General features: G+C 59.8%; 21 protein-coding genes. All 21 read right to left on the minus strand.

Annotation, left to right across the window (positions count from 1 at the left end):
• Window positions 1-136 precede the first annotated feature (136 nt).
• The 21 genes from RX972_RS10590 to RX972_RS10690 all read right to left on the minus strand — a co-directional run bounded on the left by RX972_RS10590 (window position 137) and on the right by RX972_RS10690 (window position 21,442).
• Window positions 137-1,105, minus strand: a complete 969-nt coding sequence (locus RX972_RS10590) for an XdhC family protein (RefSeq protein WP_316874877.1) — start codon at window positions 1,103-1,105, stop codon at window positions 137-139.
• 99 nt (window positions 1,106-1,204) lie between these two features.
• Window positions 1,205-1,678 carry a cupin domain-containing protein gene (locus RX972_RS10595; RefSeq protein WP_122704080.1) on the minus strand — a complete coding sequence of 158 codons (474 nt, stop codon included), beginning with the start codon at window positions 1,676-1,678 and terminating at the stop codon, window positions 1,205-1,207.
• A gap of 55 nt (window positions 1,679-1,733) precedes the next feature.
• Window positions 1,734-2,513 carry a carboxymuconolactone decarboxylase family protein gene (locus RX972_RS10600; protein ID WP_316874880.1) on the minus strand — a complete coding sequence of 260 codons (780 nt, stop codon included), beginning with the start codon at window positions 2,511-2,513 and terminating at the stop codon, window positions 1,734-1,736.
• 139 nt (window positions 2,514-2,652) lie between these two features.
• Window positions 2,653-3,546, minus strand: a complete 894-nt coding sequence (locus RX972_RS10605; RefSeq protein WP_231665848.1) for a LysR family transcriptional regulator — start codon at window positions 3,544-3,546, stop codon at window positions 2,653-2,655.
• A gap of 80 nt (window positions 3,547-3,626) precedes the next feature.
• The gene (locus tag RX972_RS10610; RefSeq protein ID WP_316874883.1) at window positions 3,627-3,941 is read right to left on the minus strand and encodes an antibiotic biosynthesis monooxygenase family protein; all 315 of its coding nucleotides are present in this window, start codon (window positions 3,939-3,941) and stop codon (window positions 3,627-3,629) included.
• 602 nt (window positions 3,942-4,543) lie between these two features.
• Entirely contained in the window at window positions 4,544-6,166 is a 1,623-nt protein-coding gene (gene ggt / locus RX972_RS10615) for a gamma-glutamyltransferase (protein WP_316874884.1), read from the minus strand.
• 14 nt (window positions 6,167-6,180) lie between these two features.
• Window positions 6,181-6,960, minus strand: a complete 780-nt coding sequence (locus RX972_RS10620; protein ID WP_316874886.1) for an ABC transporter permease — start codon at window positions 6,958-6,960, stop codon at window positions 6,181-6,183.
• The gene (locus tag RX972_RS10625) at window positions 6,953-7,711 is read right to left on the minus strand and encodes an ABC transporter ATP-binding protein (protein WP_122397758.1); all 759 of its coding nucleotides are present in this window, start codon (window positions 7,709-7,711) and stop codon (window positions 6,953-6,955) included. The genes RX972_RS10620 and RX972_RS10625 overlap by 8 nt, the downstream gene beginning before the upstream one ends.
• A complete protein-coding gene (locus tag RX972_RS10630; RefSeq protein WP_316874889.1) occupies window positions 7,708-9,015 on the minus strand; it encodes an acyl-CoA thioesterase/bile acid-CoA:amino acid N-acyltransferase family protein in 1,308 nt (435 codons plus the stop codon). Before RX972_RS10630 ends, RX972_RS10625 begins: the two co-directional genes overlap by 4 nt.
• The gene (locus tag RX972_RS10635) at window positions 9,012-10,085 is read right to left on the minus strand and encodes an ABC transporter substrate-binding protein (protein WP_316874891.1); all 1,074 of its coding nucleotides are present in this window, start codon (window positions 10,083-10,085) and stop codon (window positions 9,012-9,014) included. The genes RX972_RS10630 and RX972_RS10635 overlap by 4 nt, the downstream gene beginning before the upstream one ends.
• Window positions 10,086-10,094: 9 nt before the next feature.
• Window positions 10,095-11,681: a class I adenylate-forming enzyme family protein gene (locus RX972_RS10640; RefSeq protein ID WP_316874893.1), complete on the minus strand. Its 1,587-nt coding sequence runs from the start codon at window positions 11,679-11,681 to the stop codon at window positions 10,095-10,097.
• The gene (locus RX972_RS10645; protein ID WP_231665843.1) at window positions 11,678-12,466 is read right to left on the minus strand and encodes a VOC family protein; all 789 of its coding nucleotides are present in this window, start codon (window positions 12,464-12,466) and stop codon (window positions 11,678-11,680) included. The genes RX972_RS10640 and RX972_RS10645 overlap by 4 nt, the downstream gene beginning before the upstream one ends.
• Before the next feature lie 2 nt (window positions 12,467-12,468).
• Window positions 12,469-12,888 (minus strand): PaaI family thioesterase, encoded by a 420-nt coding sequence (locus RX972_RS10650; RefSeq protein WP_122704062.1) that lies wholly within the window; start codon window positions 12,886-12,888, stop codon window positions 12,469-12,471.
• A gap of 243 nt (window positions 12,889-13,131) precedes the next feature.
• Complete coding sequence (locus RX972_RS10655; RefSeq protein WP_122704060.1) at window positions 13,132-14,148, minus strand: zinc-binding dehydrogenase; 1,017 nt, start codon at window positions 14,146-14,148, stop codon at window positions 13,132-13,134.
• A gap of 38 nt (window positions 14,149-14,186) precedes the next feature.
• A complete protein-coding gene (locus RX972_RS10660; RefSeq protein WP_231665841.1) occupies window positions 14,187-15,170 on the minus strand; it encodes an ABC transporter substrate-binding protein in 984 nt (327 codons plus the stop codon).
• 32 nt (window positions 15,171-15,202) lie between these two features.
• Window positions 15,203-15,979 carry an ABC transporter permease gene (locus tag RX972_RS10665; RefSeq protein WP_316874900.1) on the minus strand — a complete coding sequence of 259 codons (777 nt, stop codon included), beginning with the start codon at window positions 15,977-15,979 and terminating at the stop codon, window positions 15,203-15,205.
• Window positions 15,976-16,737: an ABC transporter ATP-binding protein gene (locus tag RX972_RS10670; protein WP_316874903.1), complete on the minus strand. Its 762-nt coding sequence runs from the start codon at window positions 16,735-16,737 to the stop codon at window positions 15,976-15,978. The genes RX972_RS10665 and RX972_RS10670 overlap by 4 nt, the downstream gene beginning before the upstream one ends.
• Window positions 16,734-17,459 (minus strand): GntR family transcriptional regulator, encoded by a 726-nt coding sequence (locus RX972_RS10675; RefSeq protein ID WP_122397750.1) that lies wholly within the window; start codon window positions 17,457-17,459, stop codon window positions 16,734-16,736. The genes RX972_RS10670 and RX972_RS10675 overlap by 4 nt, the downstream gene beginning before the upstream one ends.
• A 415-nt stretch (window positions 17,460-17,874) precedes the next feature.
• Entirely contained in the window at window positions 17,875-19,545 is a 1,671-nt protein-coding gene (locus RX972_RS10680) for an ABC transporter ATP-binding protein (protein ID WP_316874906.1), read from the minus strand.
• Window positions 19,542-20,438, minus strand: coding sequence for an ABC transporter permease (locus RX972_RS10685; protein ID WP_122397747.1), 897 nt, complete (start codon window positions 20,436-20,438; stop codon window positions 19,542-19,544). Before RX972_RS10685 ends, RX972_RS10680 begins: the two co-directional genes overlap by 4 nt.
• Window positions 20,435-21,442, minus strand: a complete 1,008-nt coding sequence (locus RX972_RS10690) for an ABC transporter permease (RefSeq protein WP_122704054.1) — start codon at window positions 21,440-21,442, stop codon at window positions 20,435-20,437. The genes RX972_RS10685 and RX972_RS10690 overlap by 4 nt, the downstream gene beginning before the upstream one ends.
• Between the last annotated feature and the right edge of the window lie 148 nt (window positions 21,443-21,590).

The following is a 21,590-nucleotide window of genomic DNA, read 5'->3' on the forward strand; positions in this document are numbered from 1 at the left end:
CGGTAGTTCAGGCGGTACATCTGCAGCGTATGCACCCGTCTCTTCGCAAATGAATTCGCTCCCACCAGGTTTTGCGCTTGCGGGCAAATATCGACGCCTCTACGTCAGATATCATTCAGATCATGGCCCTGCGTGATCAAACCTCACTGCGCCCTACCCCATTCGCCACCCTGATCACATCCGCCATCACCGCAATAGCGATCTCCGCTGGAGTTTTACTGCCCAGGTTCAAGCCGATCGGCGCGTGAATACGCTGCAACTGCGCCTCTTCCAGACCACCAATACGCACCAGCCGCTCCATGCGTTTTTCACTGGTGCGCCGCGAGCCCATGGCGCCGATGTAAAAGGCGTCGGTTCGCACGGCCTCCATCAGCGTCAGATCGTCCAGTCGCGGATCGTGGGTCAGTGCAACCACCGCTGTGGCAGCGTGGCAGCCACCTTCGGCGATGAACACCGACGGCAGCACCTCGCGGATTTGCACGCCTGCCATAGCGAACCCTGCAATGACCTCAGCACGTGGATCACAGAGAATCACTTCGTAGCCCAAGGCCACAGCGAAACTGGCGCAGAACTCCGCCACGGGAGACAGCCCGGCAAGAATCAGCCGATACACGGCCCCGACTCTGATAAACACTTGATCATCCAGCACTGAAACCCGCGCCTCTTCCATGCTCGCCGGGCGAATATCGCGTTCGGTGCCGTGCAGGCGCACGCTCCTTATCGCCAACGCTCGCCCAGCGAGAGCGTGATCTATCGCTGCCAGATGTGTCTCGCTGTCTTTGCCTGGTTCAAGGTACTCGACCAGAACATCCAGTACACCGCCGCAGGGCAATGCCAGATTGGGTGCCAGTCCGCCGTCGCCGTAGCGAACGATCTGATTCACCTGCGGAAAATACCGTGCAGCCAGTCGCTCGAGGAAATCATCCTCGACGCAGCCCCCCGAAAGCGAGCCGCGATGCTCCCCCGTCGATAACGCCACCAACATCGCCCCCGGCCCTCGCGGTGCAGAACCGAAGGTCGAGAGGACCGTGCAGAGCCAGATCGGCTTGCCGGACGCGAGCCAGTCACGGGCTTGCTGAATGACCTGCAAATCAAGCTGCTTCATCGTTAAAACATCCAACCCTGCGCCGCTTGAAATAAAAAAGGCCACCCCTCAACGGAGTAGAACCGAGGTGGCCTGGATAACTGGGGATCGATCTTCGGATCAACGGATATTCCGGTATTCTTGCTCGCTCACCTGCTCCATCCAGTTCACCACCTTACCGTCCAACGCTTCGGCAATGGCGACATGGGTCATGCCGGTGTTGGCGGCTGCACCGTGCCAATGCTTGACGCCGGGCGGAATCCACACGGTGTCACCGGCCTTTATTATCTGAATGGCCTTGCCTGATTCCTGCACTAGCCCCGTTCCCGCGGTGACGATCAGGGTTTGCCCCAACGGATGCGTATGCCAGGCAGAGCGGGCACCCGGTTCGAACGTCACCGTCGCACCACTTACCCTGGCAGGCTCACTGCCCTTGAACGGCGCATCAATCCGCACTGCGCCGGTAAAAAAGTCCGCCGGGCCCTTGACCGAAGGCTGTGATCCGTTAGGCGTAACGGTGACCGGAATCGCCTCCGCGTGGGACTCGAACGCGACTAGCGAGAGCGATAAAGCAGCAGCTGCAAGTGTTCTCATGATGACCTCACTGGAATGTATTCAGCTCTAAACAGTGGATTCGAGCGCCGCAACCTCAGCCTTGAGCACCACGACTTGCAAAGACTTCTTTCAACACCGGCACTGCCGACATTGCCTTTGGCCAACCGGTGTAGAACGCCAGATGCGTCACCACTTCAGCCGCCTGTTCGCGGGTCAGACCGTTGTCCATGGCGCGGTTGAGATGGAACGGCAGCTGTGCCGCCTGGCCCTGAGTAATCAATGCAGCAACGGTCACCAGGCTGCGATCCCGCGCCGTCAGGCTGGTTTGTCGCCACAGGTCTGCAAACAGCACGTCATCGGTGAAGCGCCCGAGCTCCGGGGCTACATCTGCCGTCGCAGCAGCAACAGCTGCTTTACGCCTGGCTTCGCTGGCGGGGTCCAGAGTCAGCGGCTCAGTGGCCGGTGGCACGATGTGGTCTGCAGGAATGCCCCGCTCGTCAAAGACCTTTTTCGCCACGCCCACCGCGGACATCGCGTTCGGCCAACCGGAATAGAACGCAAGGTGGGTAATCAACGCGCTGATTTCGCTTGGCTTGAGACCGTTGTCGAGACCCAGTTTCACGTGGCTGGTCATCTGGGCGGTCTGTCCGCCGGCCACCAGCGCAGACAGGGTGATCAGGCTACGATCACGAGGCGACAGTTCCTTGCGCTTCCAGACTTCGCCGAACAGTAACTCAGTGGTGTATTGATAAAGCTGAGGCGTGACTTCCAGGACATCAGGCGATGGCTTTGGGTCAGGCCTGGCTCTGGATTCGCTGCCGTCGGATGCAGCAGCGAAAAATAGAGTGGCGAACGCGGTTGCTAGCAGCTTCATGCATGGGCCTTTCAAGTAGATGAATGTACCCGGGATCTGGCCCCGGCGGGTAAATGATCCTTGGACGTTAAAGCACTGAAAGGACCAGAACTATGGGCGATAACCGCATGCAACGATGAGTGGAATTCACCAATACTTTTCAAGGCTGGTAGCGCAACGCATCAACCACCAGAGAAAATGCCAGCGAGGCATGACGCCGGTTCGGGTAATACAGGTGATAGCCCGCGCATGGCTGACACCAATCGTCGAGCACAGCCACCAATCGGCCGTCTTCGATGAACGGTGCCGCCCGGTCTTCCGGCAGATAAGCCAGCCCAAGACCCGCCACTGCCGCATCCAGCCGCATGAAAATGCTGTTGAAGGTCAGTTGCCCTTCCACCCTAACCTTGACCTCGCGGCCATCCTTTTCGAAGTCCCAGACAAACAGTTCGCCATGGGTCGGAAAACGAATGTTGATGCAGTTGTGCCCGGCGAGGTCCTGCGGGACTTCAGGTCGCGGATGCCTGAGAAAATAATCCGGTGAACCCACGATGACCCAGCGCAGATCAGGACTGATCCGCACGGCAATCATGTCCTTGGCGACCCGTTCGCCCAGTCGCACACCAATGTCGAAGCGCTCGGCGACGATATTGGTCAGGCCGGAATCGATATTGACCTCGACATTGATGTCCGGGTACTGCGGCAACAGTTTCTGCAACGCCGGGGCAATGATCGAGATGGCCGCGTGCTCACTGGCCGTAATGCGGATGGTGCCAGCGGGCGTTTCGCGTTGATCGCTCAACATCGCCAACTCCGAAGTGATCTCATCGAAGCGAGGCTTCAGCGTGCGCAGCAACCGCTCACCGGCCTCGGTCGGTGAAACACTGCGGGTAGTGCGCGTCAGCAAGCGCAACCCCAGCCGCGCTTCGAGATTGCGGATGGTATGGCTCAAGGCCGACGGGCTGACACCCAGTCTGGCGGCAGCCTTGGTAAAACTGCGATCGGTCGCAACAGCGGCAAAGGCGAAGAGATCGTTGAAGTTTTCCTGCTGCATTCGGGGTTCCGTTTTCTGAGGCATCTGGAGTGCCGAAGCTGGCAAGTCAGTTCAATTAAAGCATCCGGGATTGTCACGACTCACTGTTCCGACATCGGCTGTTCCACCATCGGCGTAAAGCTGGCGAAGGTCAGGCTTGCACAGGACTCAATCAACGCGCTGACGATCTCGGTCATCGGCTCACTGGAAAAATGCGCAGTCATTTCTGTCGCGCTGGACCAGTAGCCGCTCATGATCCACACATCGTCTCGACTGGAGCTACGAATCAACGAATAACCCAGACAGCCCTGAATGTGTTGAATACGTGCGACGCAGGCTTGCAGGTGTTGCTCAAGCTGTGAGTCAGCCTCGGGACTGGTCCGGATTTCCAGGGTGTTGACGGCAGTTATGCTCATGACTTTCGTTCCTGCGCCCGCTTAAGACGGGGTGGAAGTTAACCAGCAGGTAAGACCATGACTATAGGGCCATGTCTACTTACACTCTTGAGCCGGTTTCATTAATCCACAGCAACAGCGTTGCTCAAGATGCCTCCAGCCGTTGGCTCCAGGCTCTCGGTAAGGGTCTCATGGGAAAAAGCCTAACGTCATTCCAGACTGTAAAAAGCTACAGCCCTCATGGGATATGAGCTTTAGCCATGCCCGCAACGAACAATCAAAACAACCGGCTGCCGAAGGGATGATCTTTGGCGTCGCGTTGATCAGAGGTACTCACGCGCTGGTAAAACATCAAGTCAGCGGCCACCCGCGATGAGCGGGATACATTTTGCAATCATTGCAAGCAAGCATACCTCCTGCATTGAGGCGCATTTCTGTAGCCCCGGTGTCCATGGCACCGCGCTGTCTCCCGGCAAACACAAGACTTGTAGGAGCTGCCGAAGGCTGCGACCGCGGTGTGTCAGGAGAAATGCTTCGCAGCCTTCGGCAACTCAAGCAGAAAATGCATTTCATCCAGTAGTTTGCATGTTGTTTGATGAGGGCTGCCTGAGGTCGTCGCCAGGCTAAAACCCCGCCGCGTGCCCATCCCGGCGGCTATCACTGGCCGCCACATAACCGTGGTCCGCATCCTCCGACAATCGCCAGATAAACTGCCCCGAACCGAAATCCATGTACGGGTCCTCCACCGACTTCAGGCGATGCCCCAAATCCCGCAAACCCTCCACCGTAGCGTTCGCCAGGGTATCTTCCAGATCCACCGAAAAATCCCGATTCACCTTCCAGCGTGGTGCATCACAGGCGGCCTGAGGCTGCTGGTTGTAATCCAGCATTCGCACCAGCGTCTGCACATGCCCCTGCGGCTGCATGTCCCCGCCCATCACCCCGAAACTCATCTGCGGCTGGCCGTCTTTGGTCAGGAAAGCCGGAATAATCGTATGGAACGGCCGCTTGCCCGGTGCAACTACATTGGCCGACTTCGGATCACTGGAAAAACCAGCGCCACGGTTCTGCAAACTGATCCCGTACTCAGGCACCACAATCCCCGAACCAAAGCCCATGTAATTGGACTGAATGAACGAAATCATCATGCCGTTTTCATCCGCCGCGCTCAGGTACACCGTGCCCCCGCTGCGTGGCATGCCGAAGCCCGGATCACTGGCCTTATCCAGATTGATCAGCTTGGCGCGACTTTCCAGGTAAGCCTCATCGAGCATCCGCTCCGGCGTTACGTCCATGCTCTTGGGATCGGCCACATACTGATAGATATCGGCAAACGCCAGCTTCATGGCTTCAATCTGCAAATGCTGCGACTGTGCCGAATCCAGCGGCAGCGAGCCGACGTCGAAGCGCTCCAGAATCCCCAGCGCGATTAACGCCGCAATACCCTGCCCGTTTGGCGGGATCTCATGCACGTCATAACCCCGGTAGGATTTCGAGATCGGCTTGACCCACTCCGGCTGATAGTTGCGCAAATCATCCAGCGTTAAAGAGCCGCCAGTCTGCCGGGCAAAACCCACAATGGCTTCAGCAATCTGGCCCTCATAAAACGCCCGACCACCTTGTTGGCCGAGCAGGCGCAAGGTCCGCGCGGCGTTCTTAAACACGAACTTCTCACCGATGCGCGGCGCGCGCCCGCCGGGCATGAAAGTCTCGGCAAAACCGGGCTGGGTATTCAGCAACGGCACAGCTCCCGACCATTTATGGGCTACGGTCGGCGCAAGCGTCACACCGCGCTCGGCAACCTGCGCAGCGGGCTCCAGAATGTCAGCAAATGGCAGCTTGCCGAAACGCTCATGCAAAGCAGCCCAGCCCGCCACAGCACCCGGCACCGTCACCGAATCCCAGCCACGTGCCGGGCGCTTGGCATGACCCGCGCCATCTTCGCCATAACGCCCGCGAAAGTGCTCCAGATCCCAGGCCTGCGGCGCCGGGCCGGAAGCGTTCAGGCCATGCAATTGTTCACCGTCCCAAAGGATTGCAAACGCGTCGCTGCCCAGCCCATTGGACACAGGCTCCACTACCGTGAGCATTGCGGCAGCGGCAATCGCTGCGTCTACCGCGTTACCGCCAGCAAGCAGAGTATTCAGCCCTGCCTGAGCGGCCAGCGGGTGAGACGTCGACACCACGTTGCGGGCGAACAACGGGATCCGGGTAGTCGGATAAGGGTTTTGCCAATCGAAAGCCATGAGCGCTCCTTGATTCAGTCTTTACGTTGTCGCCGGGCGGCGCCCGGCTCCCAGAAAATCACGCGATGCTGTAGGGCTCGCACGCTTTGCGCGCCGCACAGGCCGATCAGCGCCAGCAGGATCAGGCCGCTGAACATCGTTGCCATGTTCATGCTCACCGAGCTTGAGGCGATCAGGTAACCCAGCCCGCTTTGCGACGAGAGAAACTCGCCGACGACCGCACCGATCAGCGCCAGTGAGATACCGATCTGCAAACCGGCGAAGACTTCCCCCGCCGCTGCCGGAAACTTCACATGCAGCAGCAGATACAACCGCGATGCCGAAAACGCCCGGCAGGCGTCCAGCAACTCCGGGTCGGTACGGCGGATGCCATTCACCGTATTGACGAACAGCGGGAAGAAGCACACCAGAGTCACGAGGACGATCTTTGAAGCGATGCCAAAGCCGAACCAGACCAGGATGATCGGCCCCAGCGCAACTTTCGGCGTGGCCTGCAGGCCAATCAGCAGCGGGTAGACAAAGCGTTCGAAGGTTCGCGATTCAGCCAGTACTGCACCGAGAACAATGGCCAGTACCGAACCCAGCACATAACCACTCAACGTCTCGATGACGGTCGACGCAATGTGCGGCCACAAGGTCCCGTCAGCGAACCCGTTGGCCAGTGCGCGATAGACCGCCAACGGCGGTGGCAGCAGATAATCGGAAATTCCCAGCCAGCGTACGCTCTGGTCCCAGACCAGAATCAGCACTGCCAGACTGGTCAGTGGATACAAAAACGGCACTAATTTACGCATGGCTGAAGTGGCTCCGCAGGTGATGACACAGCGCGGCAAACTGCGGATCGTTGAGAGTATCCAGGGTTCGCGGGCGCGGCAGAGGAATCGTCAGCTCATCAATAATGGTGCCGGGTGACGGCGACATCACCAGCACCCGGTCGGCGAGAAACACCGCCTCCTGAATGCTGTGAGTGATGAACAGCACGGACTTGCGGTGTACGCTCCAGATACGTTGCAACTCCAGCGTCAGCGCCTCACGGGACATGGCATCCAGCGCCGCGAACGGCTCATCCATCAACAGCATCTGCGGATCGTGCAATAACATCCGGGCAATACCGACCCGTTGCTGCATGCCCCCGGACAGCTCGAACGGGTAGTCGTTGGCAAACGCCTGTAGACCCACCAGTTCCAGCAATTGCACCGCCCGCTCTCGGGATTCAGCCATGGGCAACCCGAGGGTTTTCGCGGGCAACAGCACGTTATCCATGACCGACTTCCACGGCAGCATATTGGGTTTCTGGAACACCACGCCGCTTTGCCGACTTGGCCCCTGTACCTCACGCCCCGCCAATTCGATGCGACCGCTGGAAACGGGCAACAAACCCGCTGCAAGTTTCAGCAAGGTGGATTTGCCGCATCCCGATGGCCCCAGCAACGCGACAAACTCGCCATCAGCAACATTCAGGTCGATGTTGCTTAACGCCTGAATATGCCCGCGCCGGGTCTCATAGGTCAGCCCTACTTGCTGCAGGCTCAGTGCAGCACTCATCGCGCAGAACTCCTGGCAGCAACAGCCCGGTCCAGAAACGCCAGCACCCTGCCCCAGCTGTGCTGGTTGGCCAATGCGTTGGCCGCAGGCGTGCCGCCGCCACTGATCAACACCCTGGCCACCGGATGCAGGCGGGCAATCATCGTGGTCGGCACGTACGGGAAGCCAATGGCGTGTCCGGCGCCCTGATTGAGCACATGCTCAACAGGCCAGGCATGACCCCGTGCGTGCAGGTCTGCCTCGATTTCGGCGCTGTAGGCGGCTGAAGGCCAGAAACCATCATCGTCACCGGAGATCAGCAACAACGGGCCGTTGATGTTCTCCACCGGAATACGCGCCCTGGCAACGGACGGTGCATCCTGTTGCACCGCGACAAACGCCGGAGCTTGACGGATCGGCGCGCCAGCCGGCTCCGCCACGTCGAACGGGCGCCAGTCGACCCGCGGGTTGTTTTGCCAGACGTTGGTCAGCGGCTGTCCTTGCCAGGTCCAGGCATTCGCGTCCCGGGGTTGCTCCGGTCTACCGGCGCGCAGAGTACCGTGGACCACTGAACTCGGCACGTAGCCGATGACAGCACTGACCAATCCCGGAAAATACGACCCCAGCAGCAGCGCCAACTCAGCGCCCCGGGACAACCCTGCAACGGCAATAAAGCCGTCCTTGGGCTTGAGCGTATTGGCCACCCACTCCAGCGCCTGCTGAAAATACTCCAGCGGTGTGTCGCTGATGTGCTCGGGACGACCCGGCGCCTTGAAATAGCCCAGTGCCAACGCCGTATAGCCATGGGCAGCATAAAGCGCGGCCCGCTGTTGCGGTGTACCACCGCCCGAGCCGTTCAGCACAACCACTGCCGCTTGAGGCTGATCACCTTCAGGGAGAAACAGCGTGCCGCTGATTCCATCCTCTCTGATCTCGCGTCGTTGCACCCCGGCCGCCAGATAATACTGAGTAAACGCACCCGCGATTTGCTGCCCTTTGGCGTCAGTCAATTGCAGCTCGATACACTGCGCCGCAAGGCTTTCCTGCGACGGCACACGAGTGGGTGGCTTGACCTGTTGCATCGACCAGACCAGCGCCATCGCGTCCGCAGACAACCAATCGCCACTTTGCGGAGCGTCTTTGGCCAGATCAAGCTCGCCCTGCGCTCCGATCAGAAATCGCGCCTGACTCTCCCAGCGACTGCCGTCAGCGCCCTGTAACCAGGCGCGCAAGCTGGCCTCGCCCGCCGACAGTCCGCTGAAACGAATGTGCCGGGGTTGATCGATCAGCCCTTCATCAACGTCAATCCAGTACTGCAGGCTCATTTCGCCTCCTGAGCACGCTTGACCAGCCCGGCGCGATCAAAGTCACTGAACGCCGGGACAAACTCGTTGGAGAAGATCGTGTTCACAGGCACATCAGCTGTCGGGAATTCCCCGGTTTTGGCCATGGCCGAAATCGCATCTTTGATGATCTGCAGGTTGTATTCGCCGGGCACCCGCTCACTACCATCCGGGTGATGCAAGGTGTTACGCAAACGGCGAACCAACAGTTCCCGTGCATCCGCCAGGCCTTTGCCGTCGGCGTCTGCCGGTTTGCTTTCAGGGTGCTGACGCCAGAACGCCTGCACGCAATACGTCGGGTTGGCCTCACAGACCAGTTGCCCTTGGGTGTAAGCCCGACCAAAACGGCGGATCAGGTCAGGGTTTTCCTTGAACGTGTCCACATGGGCAACGAAGCCATTGCCGGGGTTTTCCTGGAACACCGGTGGGTAGGCGATCCGGCGAATCGGCGTGCCGGACAGCTCCAGCATGTCATCCCAACTGCTGTTGAAATTGAGCGCATCGACTCGCCCGGTTTTCAGCGCCTGAAAGCCTGCGCCCAAAGCACCGACCGCTACAAATTCGACGTTCTTGCCCGGTTCCAGCCCGGCGATGCGCAACGCCGCACGGCTATTGGGCAAGGTGCCCCAAGTCAATGCGCCCACGCCGATCTGCTTGCCTTTGAGGTCAGCCAGCGACTTGATCGGCGAGTCGGCCAGCACCGCGTACTCCATGGTCTGGCTGGGTACGCCGTTGTAGAAATAGCGCACCGGCAACGGGTCTTTGCCGTTGAAGTAGCTGGAGATGATCGGCTCGGCGACCGGAAAGCCAAAGGTCACGCGTTTGCTTGCCAACTGAGGCAGCAAGGCACCCGCCCCCTGAAACACCACCACGTTGACCTTCAGCCCCTGCTCCTTGAACAGGCCCAGCTCCTCGGCGGCAGCATAGGCCGCACCGTCATGCACGGCAGGCGGAATCGCCAGCGCCACGGTTACATCATCCAGCGCCCAGGCCTGGGTGGCCGTAAAAATCAAGGGCACAGACAGCGGCAGCAACAACTTTACAAGGGTCATGAGCGGTCCTTATTGAGTCAAAACTGATTGCGCCTGATCAATCAGGGCGCGACGGTCGATCTTGTTAGTCGTGGCGAGTGGTAGTGCGACAAGAAACCAGACCCGCCGCGGATGCTGGTAAGCAGCGGCGTGTTCCAGCACAAAACTTTTGAGCTGGTCTTCACTGGCTTTAAAACCTTCGCGCAGAACCACAAAGGCCACAGGTTTGTGGCCTTTTATGGCGTCTTCTACCGGCACCACGCAGGCCTGCTGTACCGCGGGATGACGCTCCAGCAATTTCTCGATTTCACTTGGGTAAATGTTCTCGCCGCCGCTAACAAACATGTCGTCACGGCGGCCGACAAAGGTGTAGAAGCCTTGCGAGTCGCGGGCGAAAACGTCGCTGGTGATGTAATAACCTTCAGCGGTAAACGGCAGCGGCAGGTCCGGGCGATTGTGGTATCCGGTCATCAAACCGGGACTGCGCAGTTCCAGTACGCCCTGATCACCGAGCGCACCGGCTTCATCGCGCAATCGCAGCTGTACTTTTGGGTGAGCACAGCCCAAGGACATCGCCGGTGTAGGTAAGCCAGCCGGATGTGGCGCAAAGACCACAGGCCCGCCTTCGGTGGTGCCATAAGCATTGATGACTTTTGCTTCAGGCAACAGGCAGTGGATTTGCTCAAGCAGGCTGGCACTCACCGGCGCAGAACCCATGCGTACGACCCGCACAGACGACAGATCAGCCTCAGCCAGCAAGGTTTTTTCACTGAGCATCATGGCGATCATCGGCGGTACCGCGGTCAACCAGGTGCAGCGGTGACGCTGAACCGCAGCGATGTAACTCGCGGCGGTGAATTGCGGCAGCAGCACGGTCGTTGCGTGAGACGCCAGGCTGAGGAAAGCCAACGCCAAGGCATTCATGTGATAGAACGGTGCGGCAATCAATGGTTTTTCGTCGGCCAGGCGGGTCGCCTGCAAACGGGTTCGCACCACCCACAAATGCGCCGCATGGCTGAGCACCACGCCCTTGGGTTTGCCGGTGGAACCCGAGGTATAAAGAATCAGCGCGGGTTCATCTGCCAGTGGCGCGAATGCCTCGTACGGCCCCGGATTGGCGAAAGTATCAAGCCCCTCGGTACTCAACTCGATGTGCTCAAGCCCGACGGGTGCTGACGACAAACGACGCGGATCACAGAACAGCAACCGCGCACCGCTGTCGGCAATCACGTAATGCACCGTGGCATCAGGGAATTTGTAATTGACCGGCACCGCTACCAGCCCGGCACGCATGATGCCCAGCACCACCACCAGGTATTCCACGGAGTTGGCGGCCAACACGGCGACCCTGTCACCCTGAGCGAAATCTCGTGCCGCCAACGCACGGGCAACGCCATCGGCAAAGTCATCGAGTTCGCCGTAGGTGATGAATCTTTCTGCAGCCAGCCTCCCGGCAGGAGCGAACTTGTTCACGAGGCGTTGTGTCAGGCGCGCCGCCTCGCGAACAAGTTCGCTCCTATCGGTCGAGGCTGTATCGTCTATTCCAACAAACGCCACCCTTTCCCGGTCAGCCTGGCGGTCTATCAACCGGCCGAGGTTTTTGATGCCGTCGATCACGAGACAAACTCCAGCAAGGTTTCGAACTCGGCAATCTCGATCAGTACACGCTCCGCTTCGAGCCGATAGGGCAAGCCGGCCTGCCCGGCCAGGCGCGCCAGTTCGGCAGGATCAACGCAGCGCAGGGTAATCGCCGCAAAACGCTCGCCTCGTTGGCTCAATTGACTGGCGGACGCGCCATAGCGCTGCTCAAGGGTGACCTGATCAATAACGTCCAGTGCAAAGCCATCGCCCAGTTGCCCCAATGCGGCATAGCGCTCGCGTGCCGCTTCGGGCTCTGCGCTGAGCACCGTCAGTTTGACGATCGCGCTGACACCATTGGCATGCGTCAGCCACTGCGGCTGCCAGACGAGTTCGGGGGTTTCGTGATGGCAGTAGTAAACCCGCCCGGCGGCAAAGTGGTTGGCTTGCAGCCGCACGGTGGTGAAACGCGCCGTCAACTCCCGTCCCTGATGCTCCACGGCGCGGGAGAAGCGCTGCACCGGCTGCACCAGAAAACCGGCGCTGACCAGTTCACTGTGCGTGGCATGGGCGTTACGGGTACTCAGCACCAGACCGTCAATGCCCAGCGGGCTGTCAAGCACCTCCTGGCGTAACTTGCGCGTGCCCAGCGGCAAGCCGATGAGTTCGAGGTAACCGCCCGGGAACATCATCAAATGGTTGAGTGAACCCAGCGAGTGATAACCACGCGGCGTGAGGGTGAAACCCAGCGCAGCGAACACTTGAGCTGCGGTGTCAGTCTCGAAACGAGTATTGATGACCAGATGATCCAGAGCGGTTTGCATGATCAGGCCTTGGCAGCAGGAGTCGAATAAAGACCACGGCCACTGGCGACCAGATGCCCTTCACTATCGAACACCTGAGCCTCAGCCACCGAGAACTGCTTGCCAAACTTGATCACCCGGCCCGTGGCACGCAAATCGCCCTTGGCGGCACGGTGGTAATCGACACGCAGATCGACGGTCGGCACGCCTTTGCCGGTTTTCGAGACCAGCGCCCAGTCAGCCGTCAGATCGACCAATGCCGCGAGGATCCCGCCGTGGGTGTACCCCCCCTCGACGTTGACCACCCACTCTTCGCGCCATTTGGCGGTGAGTTCGATGCAGCCCTCGCCCACCTCGATCACTTCAAGGCCCAGCCATTGGTGGTAAGTCCCTTTGAGCAAACGGGCTTGAATATCGGCAGCGGTTGGCAATGTATCTGTCATGTTCAAATTCCTGGTTGTCTAGTTAGGGGAGATCCCACGCTTTCTCGCATCAAACGCTGGACCTGTAGGAGCTGCCGCAGGCTGCGATAGCGGTGTGGCAGGACGAATGTTTCGCAGCCTTCGGCAGCTCCTACAGAAGTTGCGTTTAAATCCAGCCGAGTCGCTGAATCCAGGGCAAACGAGCCCCGTGCCGCCGAATGGAAACCTCCGGCAGCGGTACAGCATTAAAAGGTTAAAAAGGGCTCAGGGCTTGACGACAACCTTGCCCAACACTTCACGGTCGCGGATCAGCGCCAAGCCTTCGGCAGCCTGTTCCAGAGGCAGAACGCGGTCGATCAGCGGATCGATCTTGCCCTCGGCAATCAGGTCCAGCAGGCCCACAAGGTTTTCCTCGTAGAAGCTGTTGGAGCCCTTGATGTTGAGCTCGAAGCTCCACACGTAACGCAAATCCTCGGCGGGATCGTGACCTGCAGTCGCGCCACAGACCAGTAAGGTGCCGCCGCGCTTCAGGCATTTGAGCGATGGCACCCAGGTGTCGCCGCCGGTGAAGTTGATCACCACATCAACGCCGCCTTCGTGAGTGCGGCGTTGTGGCTTGCCGTACTGGGCAATCGCCCACTTGGAGAAATCGGTCTCGCGATAATTGAGCACGTGATCGGCGCCGATTTCCTTGAGGCGCTCGCCCTTGGCGTCACTGCCCGCACAAGCGATCACCTCAGCGCCAAGCAGTTTGGCAAGAATCACGCTGGCCGTGCCCACACCGCCACTGGCCCCTAGAATCAACACACGGTCGCCAGGTTTTACGGTGTTGTGAGTGATCAACATGCGGTGCGCGGTGCCATAAGCCACCGGCAACGCCGCGGCCTGCTCGAAGCTCACTGCCGACGGCAGGCTGATTAACTGACGGGCATCCACCAGCGCATATTCAGCCATGCCGCCGTCAACCATTTCGCCCATCAGGCCGACATCGGGTTTCAACGGATTGACCAGTACACGGTCGCCAACGCTCCAGCCACTGACGCCCTCGCCGACCTCGGTGATGGTGCCTGCCAGATCCAGGCCGATGACCACCGGCAACGGCACTTTGATACCCGGCATGCCTTTGACGGTGAACACATCGTGGTAGTTAAAGGACGACGCGCCAACGCGGATTACGACGTGTCCCTGGGTGACTGCCGGTACCGGCTTGTCGCTTACCACGCGCAAACGGTCGAGGTCGCCGTGTGCATCGAGTACCAGGGCTTTCATGGTTTTGCTCACTGGGGATTTCTCCTGAGTCGTTGATGGATCTGGATTGATCACTTAAGGGTTTTGGAGTCGGCGTAAGGCTTGGTAGCGAACAGGTCATCCTTGAGCTCGCCCTTGACCAGGCCGCCTTCGATGAACACCTTGTGCTGCAATTTCAGGGTCTCGATGTCGGCAGGCTCGAAGGACACACGGTTCATGGCATTCCACAGGCCCACGTAAACTTTGGCGTCCCTGGTCGGCAGGTTGGCGCTCTTTTCCAGGATGCCGACGACTTCGTCAGGGTGGGCTGCGCCCCAGGCCAACGTGTCGCGCAGCGCGGCAATGACCCTGGCGACGGTCTCAGGATGCTCGTCCACCAATTTGGCGTTCACCGCACCGACGCCGATGTAAGGCACCGCGTCGGTTTTGGTCAGCTTCTTCCACTCATCCGCGAAGCTGCCCAGGCGTTTGACCTTCAGCTCGTCGTCCAACTGGTCGATGGTCAATGAGCGCAAGGCCGCACCGTCCACCTGCTTTTGCGAGAGGAACTGCGCCAGTCGAGATTCATTGCCGCCAATCAACGAAAAGTCCGTTGGCTGAATGCCGTAGTTGCCCGCCAACACCGTGCCTGCAATCACCGCCACCGAGGAACCGGTGGGTGACATACCGATTTTCTTGCCCTTGAACTCGGCCACCGACTTGATCGGGGAATCCGCAGGCACTACAAATTGCACATCGGCCGGCTGAGTGGCGGCAAAGATTCTGATCGGCACGCCTTCGGCTGCGGCACTGAACACGCCTGCCACCGGCGCGCCAAATGCCAGGTCAATGGAGCCAGCCGCCAGTGCACGGATCGGCGCATTCACGTCCGGAAAATGCACAAAGGTCGCCTCGATACCGCGCTTGGCCAGGAAGTCCTTGGCCTCAAGCACCGAGCCATAGCCCAGGCTGACGCCGCTGGTCCAGTAGCCGATGCGGACGGCTTCGGCCGCCTGGCTGGAGAAAGAAACAAAAACAGTCGTCGCCAACGCTGCGGCGGCAAAAAGCTTGCGCATGGGTGCAGCTCCTGAAGGAATAATTCAAAGGGTTATTGATTGGAGGTTTTCCAGCGAAACAAACGCCGTTCGAGGGGTTTGAGCACGCCCGCCTCAAGTAGCAACATCAACGTGACCAGCAAGATCGTCCAGGCGAACACCTGATCGCTCTGCACCAGATCAGCCGCCTGACGCAGGCGGTAACCGATACCGTCAGACGCGCCGAGGGTCTCCGCGACCAGCGACACTCGCCAGCCGAAACCGAACGCCAGCCGGGCACCGGAAAAGAAGTACGGGAGGATGGTCGGCAAGTAGATCTTCAGCAGGATCTGGCCGCGGGACATGCGAAACGAGCGCGCCAGATCGATGTACTGGCGCTCCACGGTCTGCGCGCCCTGCCAGACATTGGTCAGGATCAATGGCATCGACGTCATGAACACCACAAAAACGGTGGTCGCATCGGAAATGCCGAACCAGATAATCGCGAAAATCGCCCAGATCGCTGAAGACACCGTGTTAAACACGGCGAGGATTGGCTCGAAGAATTGCGCCAGCGTGCGGCTTGAACCCAAGGCCAGTCCAAGTGGCGTACCGATCAGTGCCGCCAGAGCAAAACCACTGAACACCCGACCCATGGTCGCGCCTAGATCATGAGCGAAGGTCGCGCTGTGCCAGAGCGTATTCAGTGCGATGAAGACCTTTTCTGGCCCAGGCAACACGAAGGATGGAACGCTTCCGGCGGCATACCACCAGGCGACAGCAAACGCCGCCACTAACAGCAAACGCTGGGCAAAAAGAATCACAAACCGGTTGCCAAGCATGCTGTTCATACCTTCAACCGCAGTTGACGAACCTGCTCGCTGACGTCCGCGGCGGTCGGCGTGCGTGGACGCGGCAAGTCAATCGCAACGATGTCCCGTACCCGGCCGGGTCTCGGCTCCAGAACCACCACGCGATCGGCCAGCACCACGGCTTCTTCCACGTCGTGGGTGACAAAGACGATGGTCATGCCCTTGAGCGCTTGCAGGCGCAGCAATTCATCATGCATCTGGCTGCGGGTTTGCGGATCGAGCTTGGAAAACGGCTCGTCCATCAATAACACACCGGGCTCCACCACCAGGCTGCGCGCCAGTGCCACGCGACTGCGCATCCCGCCCGACAGCTGATGCGGCCAAGCCTTGGCGAACGCCTCCAGCTCCACCAGTTTCAGCGCGGCATCGGCACGGACCAGGCGCTCGGCCTTGCTCAGACCCGATCCTTCCAGGCCAAAAACGACGTTGCTGCGCACTGTGCGCCAAGGCAGCAAGCGATCTTCCTGGAACATGTAGGCGACGCGGCGCCAGCCGTCGAAGTCTTCGGCGGCCAGGCCCTCCAGTTGCAGGCTACCCTGATCAGCCTTGAGCAGACCGGACAGGATATTCAACAGCGTACTTTTGCCGCAGCCGGAGGTGCCCAACAAGGCGAGAATTTCGCCCTGAGCGACTTGTACCGAGATATCGCGCAGCACTTCCAGCTCGCCAAAGTATTTGGAGATGCCTTGCAGGCTCAGCGCCGGAGCCGTGAGCGGAAAAAAGGCGTGCGCGGTCATCGGGCAAACCTCGCGGCAAGCATCGGCAGCGATGCGCCGGATTCACTGAGGCTGTCGTAGACCTTCTCCAGCGTCATGGCCTGAAAGGTTTCTATGTGGCGGCGGGCAATCAGCTCGGCCCGCTTGCCGTCGCCTTCTTCGAAGGCGTTGATCATGGCGTTGTGATCGTGCTTGATCTCGGGTTTGGTGCCTTGCACGTTGAAACCCAGCGCCACCAGACGGGTCATTTCATCCATCAGGCCGGACAAGGTACGCACCAGTCGTTCATTGCCCGAGGCTTCGATGATCGCCATGTGGAACGCCTTGTTAGCGTCCATGAACACGTCAATCTGCTCCGACAGCGGCACCAGATGGCGAACTCGGCAAGCTGCTTCGAGGGCCCGTAGCTGTTCAAGATCAACACGCCCGACCGCCAGTCGTGCGGCCATGGGTTCGAGCTGCACCCGCAGGGCGAAGATTTCTTCGACGTCTTTCAAGGTGATCGGTGCGACCTGATAGCCCTTGCGCGGAATCGAGCGCAGCAGGTTTTCATGGCACAAACGGGTCAGCGCGATGCGGCAGCTGCTTTTACCGATGCCGTAGTCCGCCATCAGGTCAGGCTCGGTGATTTTCGTGCCTGGCATCAACCGGCAGGAAAGAATGTCGCGACGGATGCGGCCATAGGCATCATCGCCAAAACTGGCGACCTCGGGTCTGGCAAACGGCGTGGCGGGAGTAGTCATCTAGCGGCTCGATCCAGTCTGTGAGCAGCTCACAGACTGATTCTGTGAGGCTTACCAAGGGCCACTACGCTAATCTAAAACTTCATAAATCCGAACGAACGCTTTCGGCTAAGAATATGCATCGGGAGCATAACGTGGGCTGCTCACAGCACTGAAAGAAACCTCAAATTCCGCGGAATGCCCCAGCGGTAGGTGCGAACTTGTTCGCGAGCAATTGGGCTGGCGCTAAATCTTTGGGGTTCACAGAATCTCTCGCGAACAAGTTCGCTCCTACCAAGGTGACGCGAGATGAACCGCTGGCAGGAGCGAACTTGTTTACGAGAGGGACAACGCGGTTTGTCTGATAGACCGCGGAGCCTGCATCGCGAGCAAGCTCGGCTCCCACAAGGCTCATCACAGCCATTACCGCCTTCGCTCAAATCGCAATCCGGCGCAGCACCAGAGCCCGGGAGAACTCGTCGAGCAGGTCCAGATAACGCCTGCCGGGGACGTCCGCGAGCAAACCACGGGTGTAGGGATGGGTCGGTGATTCGAACACCTGCTCGGTATCGCCCCGCTCCACCACCCTGCCTGCCTGCATCACAACCACCTGATCAGAGATCTGTCGCACCACCGCCAGATCATGGGAAATGAACAGGTAACTCAACCCCAGTCGCTGCTGCAGATCAGCCAGCAGCGCCAATATCTGCGTCTGCACCGAGGCATCCAGTGCAGAAAGTGGCTCGTCCAGCACCACCAGCTCTGGCTCAAGTGCCAGCGCACGGGCGATGGCGACACGTTGCCGTTGACCACCCGAAAGCTGCCCCGGTCGGCAATGCAACAAACGGGGCGGCAGCTCCACCTGTTCCAGCAGTTGCGCAGCGCGTGCCGAACGCCAGGCTTTGTCGCCGATAGCATAAGCCTGCAACGGCTCGGTAATGATTTGCTCCAGGGTAAAACCGGGGTCCAGCGACGCATAAGGGTTCTGGTAAACCACCTGAATCCTGCGGCGCAACGCCTGCCAGTCGCGGCGTGTGTATTGGCTGATTTCCGCTCCGTCAAACAGCACACGCCCGCTGTCCAGTTTTTCCAGGCCCAGGATCAATCGAGCCGTGGTGGACTTACCTGACCCCGACTCCCCCACCAGGCTGGTGGTACCCCGGCGCAACAGCGTAAACGACACATCATCCACGGCTGGCAGACCCGGGTTACGCCAGCTGGAAAAATCCTTGCCCAACCGCTCGACCACCAGCAATGGCCGCTCGTTGTCGAAAGCAGCACGGCGGCGTTCGGACACCACCGGCTGGGCCGCAGCCGACAGCACCGGAACGGTTTTCAGCAGTTGTCGGGTGTATGCGTGCTGCGGTCGCTGGAACATCTGCCGGGTGTCACCACTTTCGACGACGCGGCCACGGTACATCACCAACACCCGGTCAGCCCGATCCAGCGCAACCCCCAGATCATGGGTGATCAGCAGCACCGCTGTGCCGCGCTCTCGGGCCAGTTCCTGCAAACGGTCGAGAATCTGCCGCTGCACCCCGACGTCCAGCGCACTGGTCGGTTCGTCGGCAATGATCAGCGCCGGATTGTTCGCCAACGCAATCGCGATCAATACCCGCTGACGCATGCCCCCGGACAGCTGATGCGGGAAGCTGCGCTGCACTCGCTCAATGTTCTTCAGGCCGACTTCTTCCAGCAATCGGCTGGTACGCAGCCTGGCAGCGGCCCTCGGCACGCCATGAATCGTCATGGCTTCCTGCAACTGAGCGCCAATGCGCTTGACAGGGTCCAGCGACAGACCAGGGTCCTGCGGCACAAAGCCCAGCACATTGCCGCGTAAGTTGCGCCATTGCTTTTCGCTGGCGGCGACCTGCTCCGTACCGTTAAGCAGGATGCTTCCGGATTCGATCCGGCCATTACCCGCCAACAACCCGACCAATGCCGCCGCCGTGGTGGACTTGCCGGAGCCGGACTCACCCACCACGGCCAGAATCTCACCGGGGTACAGGGCGAAGCTGATCTGACTGACACCATCCACCCGGCCTTCACGGGTCTGATAACCAATGCTCAGGTCGCTGACCTGTAAAACAGCGTTTGCGGTACTCATGACTTGCTTCCCTGTAGATCCTGGACCGCGCGTGCGAGCTGATTGGCCGCCAGCACCACCGATGCAACCACCAGCCCCGGCAAGGTGGTGTACCACCAGGCGGCGACCATGTAGTTACGCCCCTCGGAAATCAGCAGGCCCCATTCCGGTTGCGGCGGAGGTGCGCCAAAACCGAGGAAGCTCAGGGCAGAAACGGCCAGCACTGCGCTGCCGAACTCCAGTGCAGCTAACGCCAGCACCGGGCCTGCGGCATGCACGAGAATATGCCGACGGATGATGGTCCATGGCCCCACACCACAGGACACAGCTGCTTCGACGAACACCGAAGTACGCCAACGCAATACTTCACCGCGTACCAATCGGGCAAAGGTCGCCACGGACGACAGTCCCACCGCCAGCGCAATGTTCAGGGTGCCAAAGCCCAGCACCGTGATGATTGCCATCGCGAGTAACAGCGATGGAATCGCCATCAACACTTCCACCACACGCATCAGAAACGCATCCACCAGACCGCCGAAGTAGCCGGCAATAACGCCCAGCAGGATGCCTACCAGCAAGGCGATCGCCACCGCCAGCGCCGTGGCCTGCAACGAAATCGCCGAGCCGTGAACCGCGCGGCTGTACAGGTCACGACCCAGTTGGTCGGTACCAAACCAGTGCCGGGCGCCTGGACTTTGCAACGCTTCGCTGGGTACGCCCGACAAGGGGTCGTAATGGCTGAATGCAGTCGGCCAAAGCGCCCAGGCCAGCGCGGTTAACAGCACCGCAATACCCAGCGGCAGTAACGGCCTGCTGAGCAGCAGCGCAGCGAGCGTTCGGCTCCAGTGCGGCCGGGTGATCGGCGCACTGGCGAGGCTGTTCAGTGCCAAATCGTCATTGAGTACGTTGCTCATTTGCCGCTCCTTCCCTGAATACGCGGATCAAGCAATGGATACAGCACGTCCACCAGCAAGTTGACGCTGATGAAGATCAACGCTGCCAACACCACCACGCCTTGCACCAGCGGGATGTCCTGACCGCTGACAGCGCCTTGAGCCAGTCGCCCGACACCTTCACGTGAGAACACCGTTTCAGTCACCACCGAACCGGCCAGCAGGTTACCGACAATGACCCCGGACAGACTCAACAGCGGAATGGCGGCGTTATGCAGCAAATGCACGAACAGCAAGCGACGCGGACTCAGCCCCTTGGCAATCAGCACTTCGACAAAGGGTTGCGCACGCACCGCCTGCAACGAGCGCGTCAGTACCTGGGCAATCACTGCCGCAGTGGGGATAGCGAGCGTCAGCGCGGGCAAGACCAAGGCACTGAAGCCCTGATTGCCCATGGCCGGGAACCAGTGCCACGAGAACGAAAAACCCTGCAACAAGAGCAATCCGATCCAGAATGTGGGCAATGAGACCGCCACCGAAGGGATGCCCAGCAGCGCATTACGCAACCAGTCACGCTTGACCAGACTGGCCGTCAACGCCAGCGCAATGCCGGCCAGCAAGGCAAAGCCCAGCGCCAGAAAGGTCAGCGCAGCCGTGGCTGGCAATGCCTGAGCCAAGGCCTGCACCACCGGTTCACCACTCTGTATCGAGTGACCGAAATCCAGCTGAAGCGCCTTCCACAGGGCAATGCCGTATTGCACAGGCAAGGGCTGATCCAGATGGTATTCAGCGCGCAAGGCATCGACTTGCAATTGGTCGACGGCTGAAGGTTCGCCCTGTTGATTGAGCATGATGCTCACCGGGTCGCTGGGTAGCGCGTACAAAATCACAAACGACACGCTGAACGCAGCCCACAGCACCAGCAACGCCTGGCCAATGCGGCTGAGCAGATAGATCGATGCCTGCCTGAGCGGAAAGCGGGTCGCCACTTCGTTGCCGGGGGTGATCAATAAACTGTTGCTCATGGCGCTCTCCTTTCACGCGACACATATCCATCTGAACGCCCGCGTTCATGTGGGAGCGAATTCATTCGCGAAGAGGCCGTACCAGTCACCACATCTTCAGCGCCAGCAACAGCGCCTTCCCGGATGAATCCGGTCCCACAGGGTTTTG

The organism is Pseudomonas syringae group sp. J309-1 (assembly GCF_032582135.1).
Lineage (GTDB): Bacteria > Pseudomonadota > Gammaproteobacteria > Pseudomonadales > Pseudomonadaceae > Aquipseudomonas > Aquipseudomonas quasicaspiana.

Excerpts from the sequence above, each read along its gene's own strand:
- RX972_RS10590 (WP_316874877.1), bottom strand. The coding sequence starts at position 1,105 with ATGAAGCAGCTTGATTTGCAGGTCATTCAGCAAGCCCGTGACTGGCTC.
- RX972_RS10595 (WP_122704080.1), bottom strand. The coding sequence starts at position 1,678 with ATGAGAACACTTGCAGCTGCTGCTTTATCGCTCTCGCTAGTCGCGTTC.
- RX972_RS10600 (WP_316874880.1), bottom strand. The coding sequence starts at position 2,513 with ATGAAGCTGCTAGCAACCGCGTTCGCCACTCTATTTTTCGCTGCTGCA.
- RX972_RS10605 (WP_231665848.1), bottom strand. The coding sequence starts at position 3,546 with ATGCAGCAGGAAAACTTCAACGATCTCTTCGCCTTTGCCGCTGTTGCG.
- RX972_RS10610 (WP_316874883.1), bottom strand. The coding sequence starts at position 3,941 with ATGAGCATAACTGCCGTCAACACCCTGGAAATCCGGACCAGTCCCGAG.
- ggt (WP_316874884.1), bottom strand. The coding sequence starts at position 6,166 with ATGGCTTTCGATTGGCAAAACCCTTATCCGACTACCCGGATCCCGTTG.
- RX972_RS10620 (WP_316874886.1), bottom strand. The coding sequence starts at position 6,960 with ATGCGTAAATTAGTGCCGTTTTTGTATCCACTGACCAGTCTGGCAGTG.
- RX972_RS10625 (WP_122397758.1), bottom strand. The coding sequence starts at position 7,711 with ATGAGTGCTGCACTGAGCCTGCAGCAAGTAGGGCTGACCTATGAGACC.
- RX972_RS10630 (WP_316874889.1), bottom strand. The coding sequence starts at position 9,015 with ATGAGCCTGCAGTACTGGATTGACGTTGATGAAGGGCTGATCGATCAA.
- RX972_RS10635 (WP_316874891.1), bottom strand. The coding sequence starts at position 10,085 with ATGACCCTTGTAAAGTTGTTGCTGCCGCTGTCTGTGCCCTTGATTTTT.
- RX972_RS10645 (WP_231665843.1), bottom strand. The coding sequence starts at position 12,466 with ATGCAAACCGCTCTGGATCATCTGGTCATCAATACTCGTTTCGAGACT.
- RX972_RS10650 (WP_122704062.1), bottom strand. The coding sequence starts at position 12,888 with ATGACAGATACATTGCCAACCGCTGCCGATATTCAAGCCCGTTTGCTC.
- RX972_RS10660 (WP_231665841.1), bottom strand. The coding sequence starts at position 15,170 with ATGCGCAAGCTTTTTGCCGCCGCAGCGTTGGCGACGACTGTTTTTGTT.
- RX972_RS10665 (WP_316874900.1), bottom strand. The coding sequence starts at position 15,979 with ATGAACAGCATGCTTGGCAACCGGTTTGTGATTCTTTTTGCCCAGCGT.
- RX972_RS10670 (WP_316874903.1), bottom strand. The coding sequence starts at position 16,737 with ATGACCGCGCACGCCTTTTTTCCGCTCACGGCTCCGGCGCTGAGCCTG.
- RX972_RS10675 (WP_122397750.1), bottom strand. The coding sequence starts at position 17,459 with ATGACTACTCCCGCCACGCCGTTTGCCAGACCCGAGGTCGCCAGTTTT.
- RX972_RS10680 (WP_316874906.1), bottom strand. The coding sequence starts at position 19,545 with ATGAGTACCGCAAACGCTGTTTTACAGGTCAGCGACCTGAGCATTGGT.
- RX972_RS10685 (WP_122397747.1), bottom strand. The coding sequence starts at position 20,438 with ATGAGCAACGTACTCAATGACGATTTGGCACTGAACAGCCTCGCCAGT.
- RX972_RS10690 (WP_122704054.1), bottom strand. The coding sequence starts at position 21,442 with ATGAGCAACAGTTTATTGATCACCCCCGGCAACGAAGTGGCGACCCGC.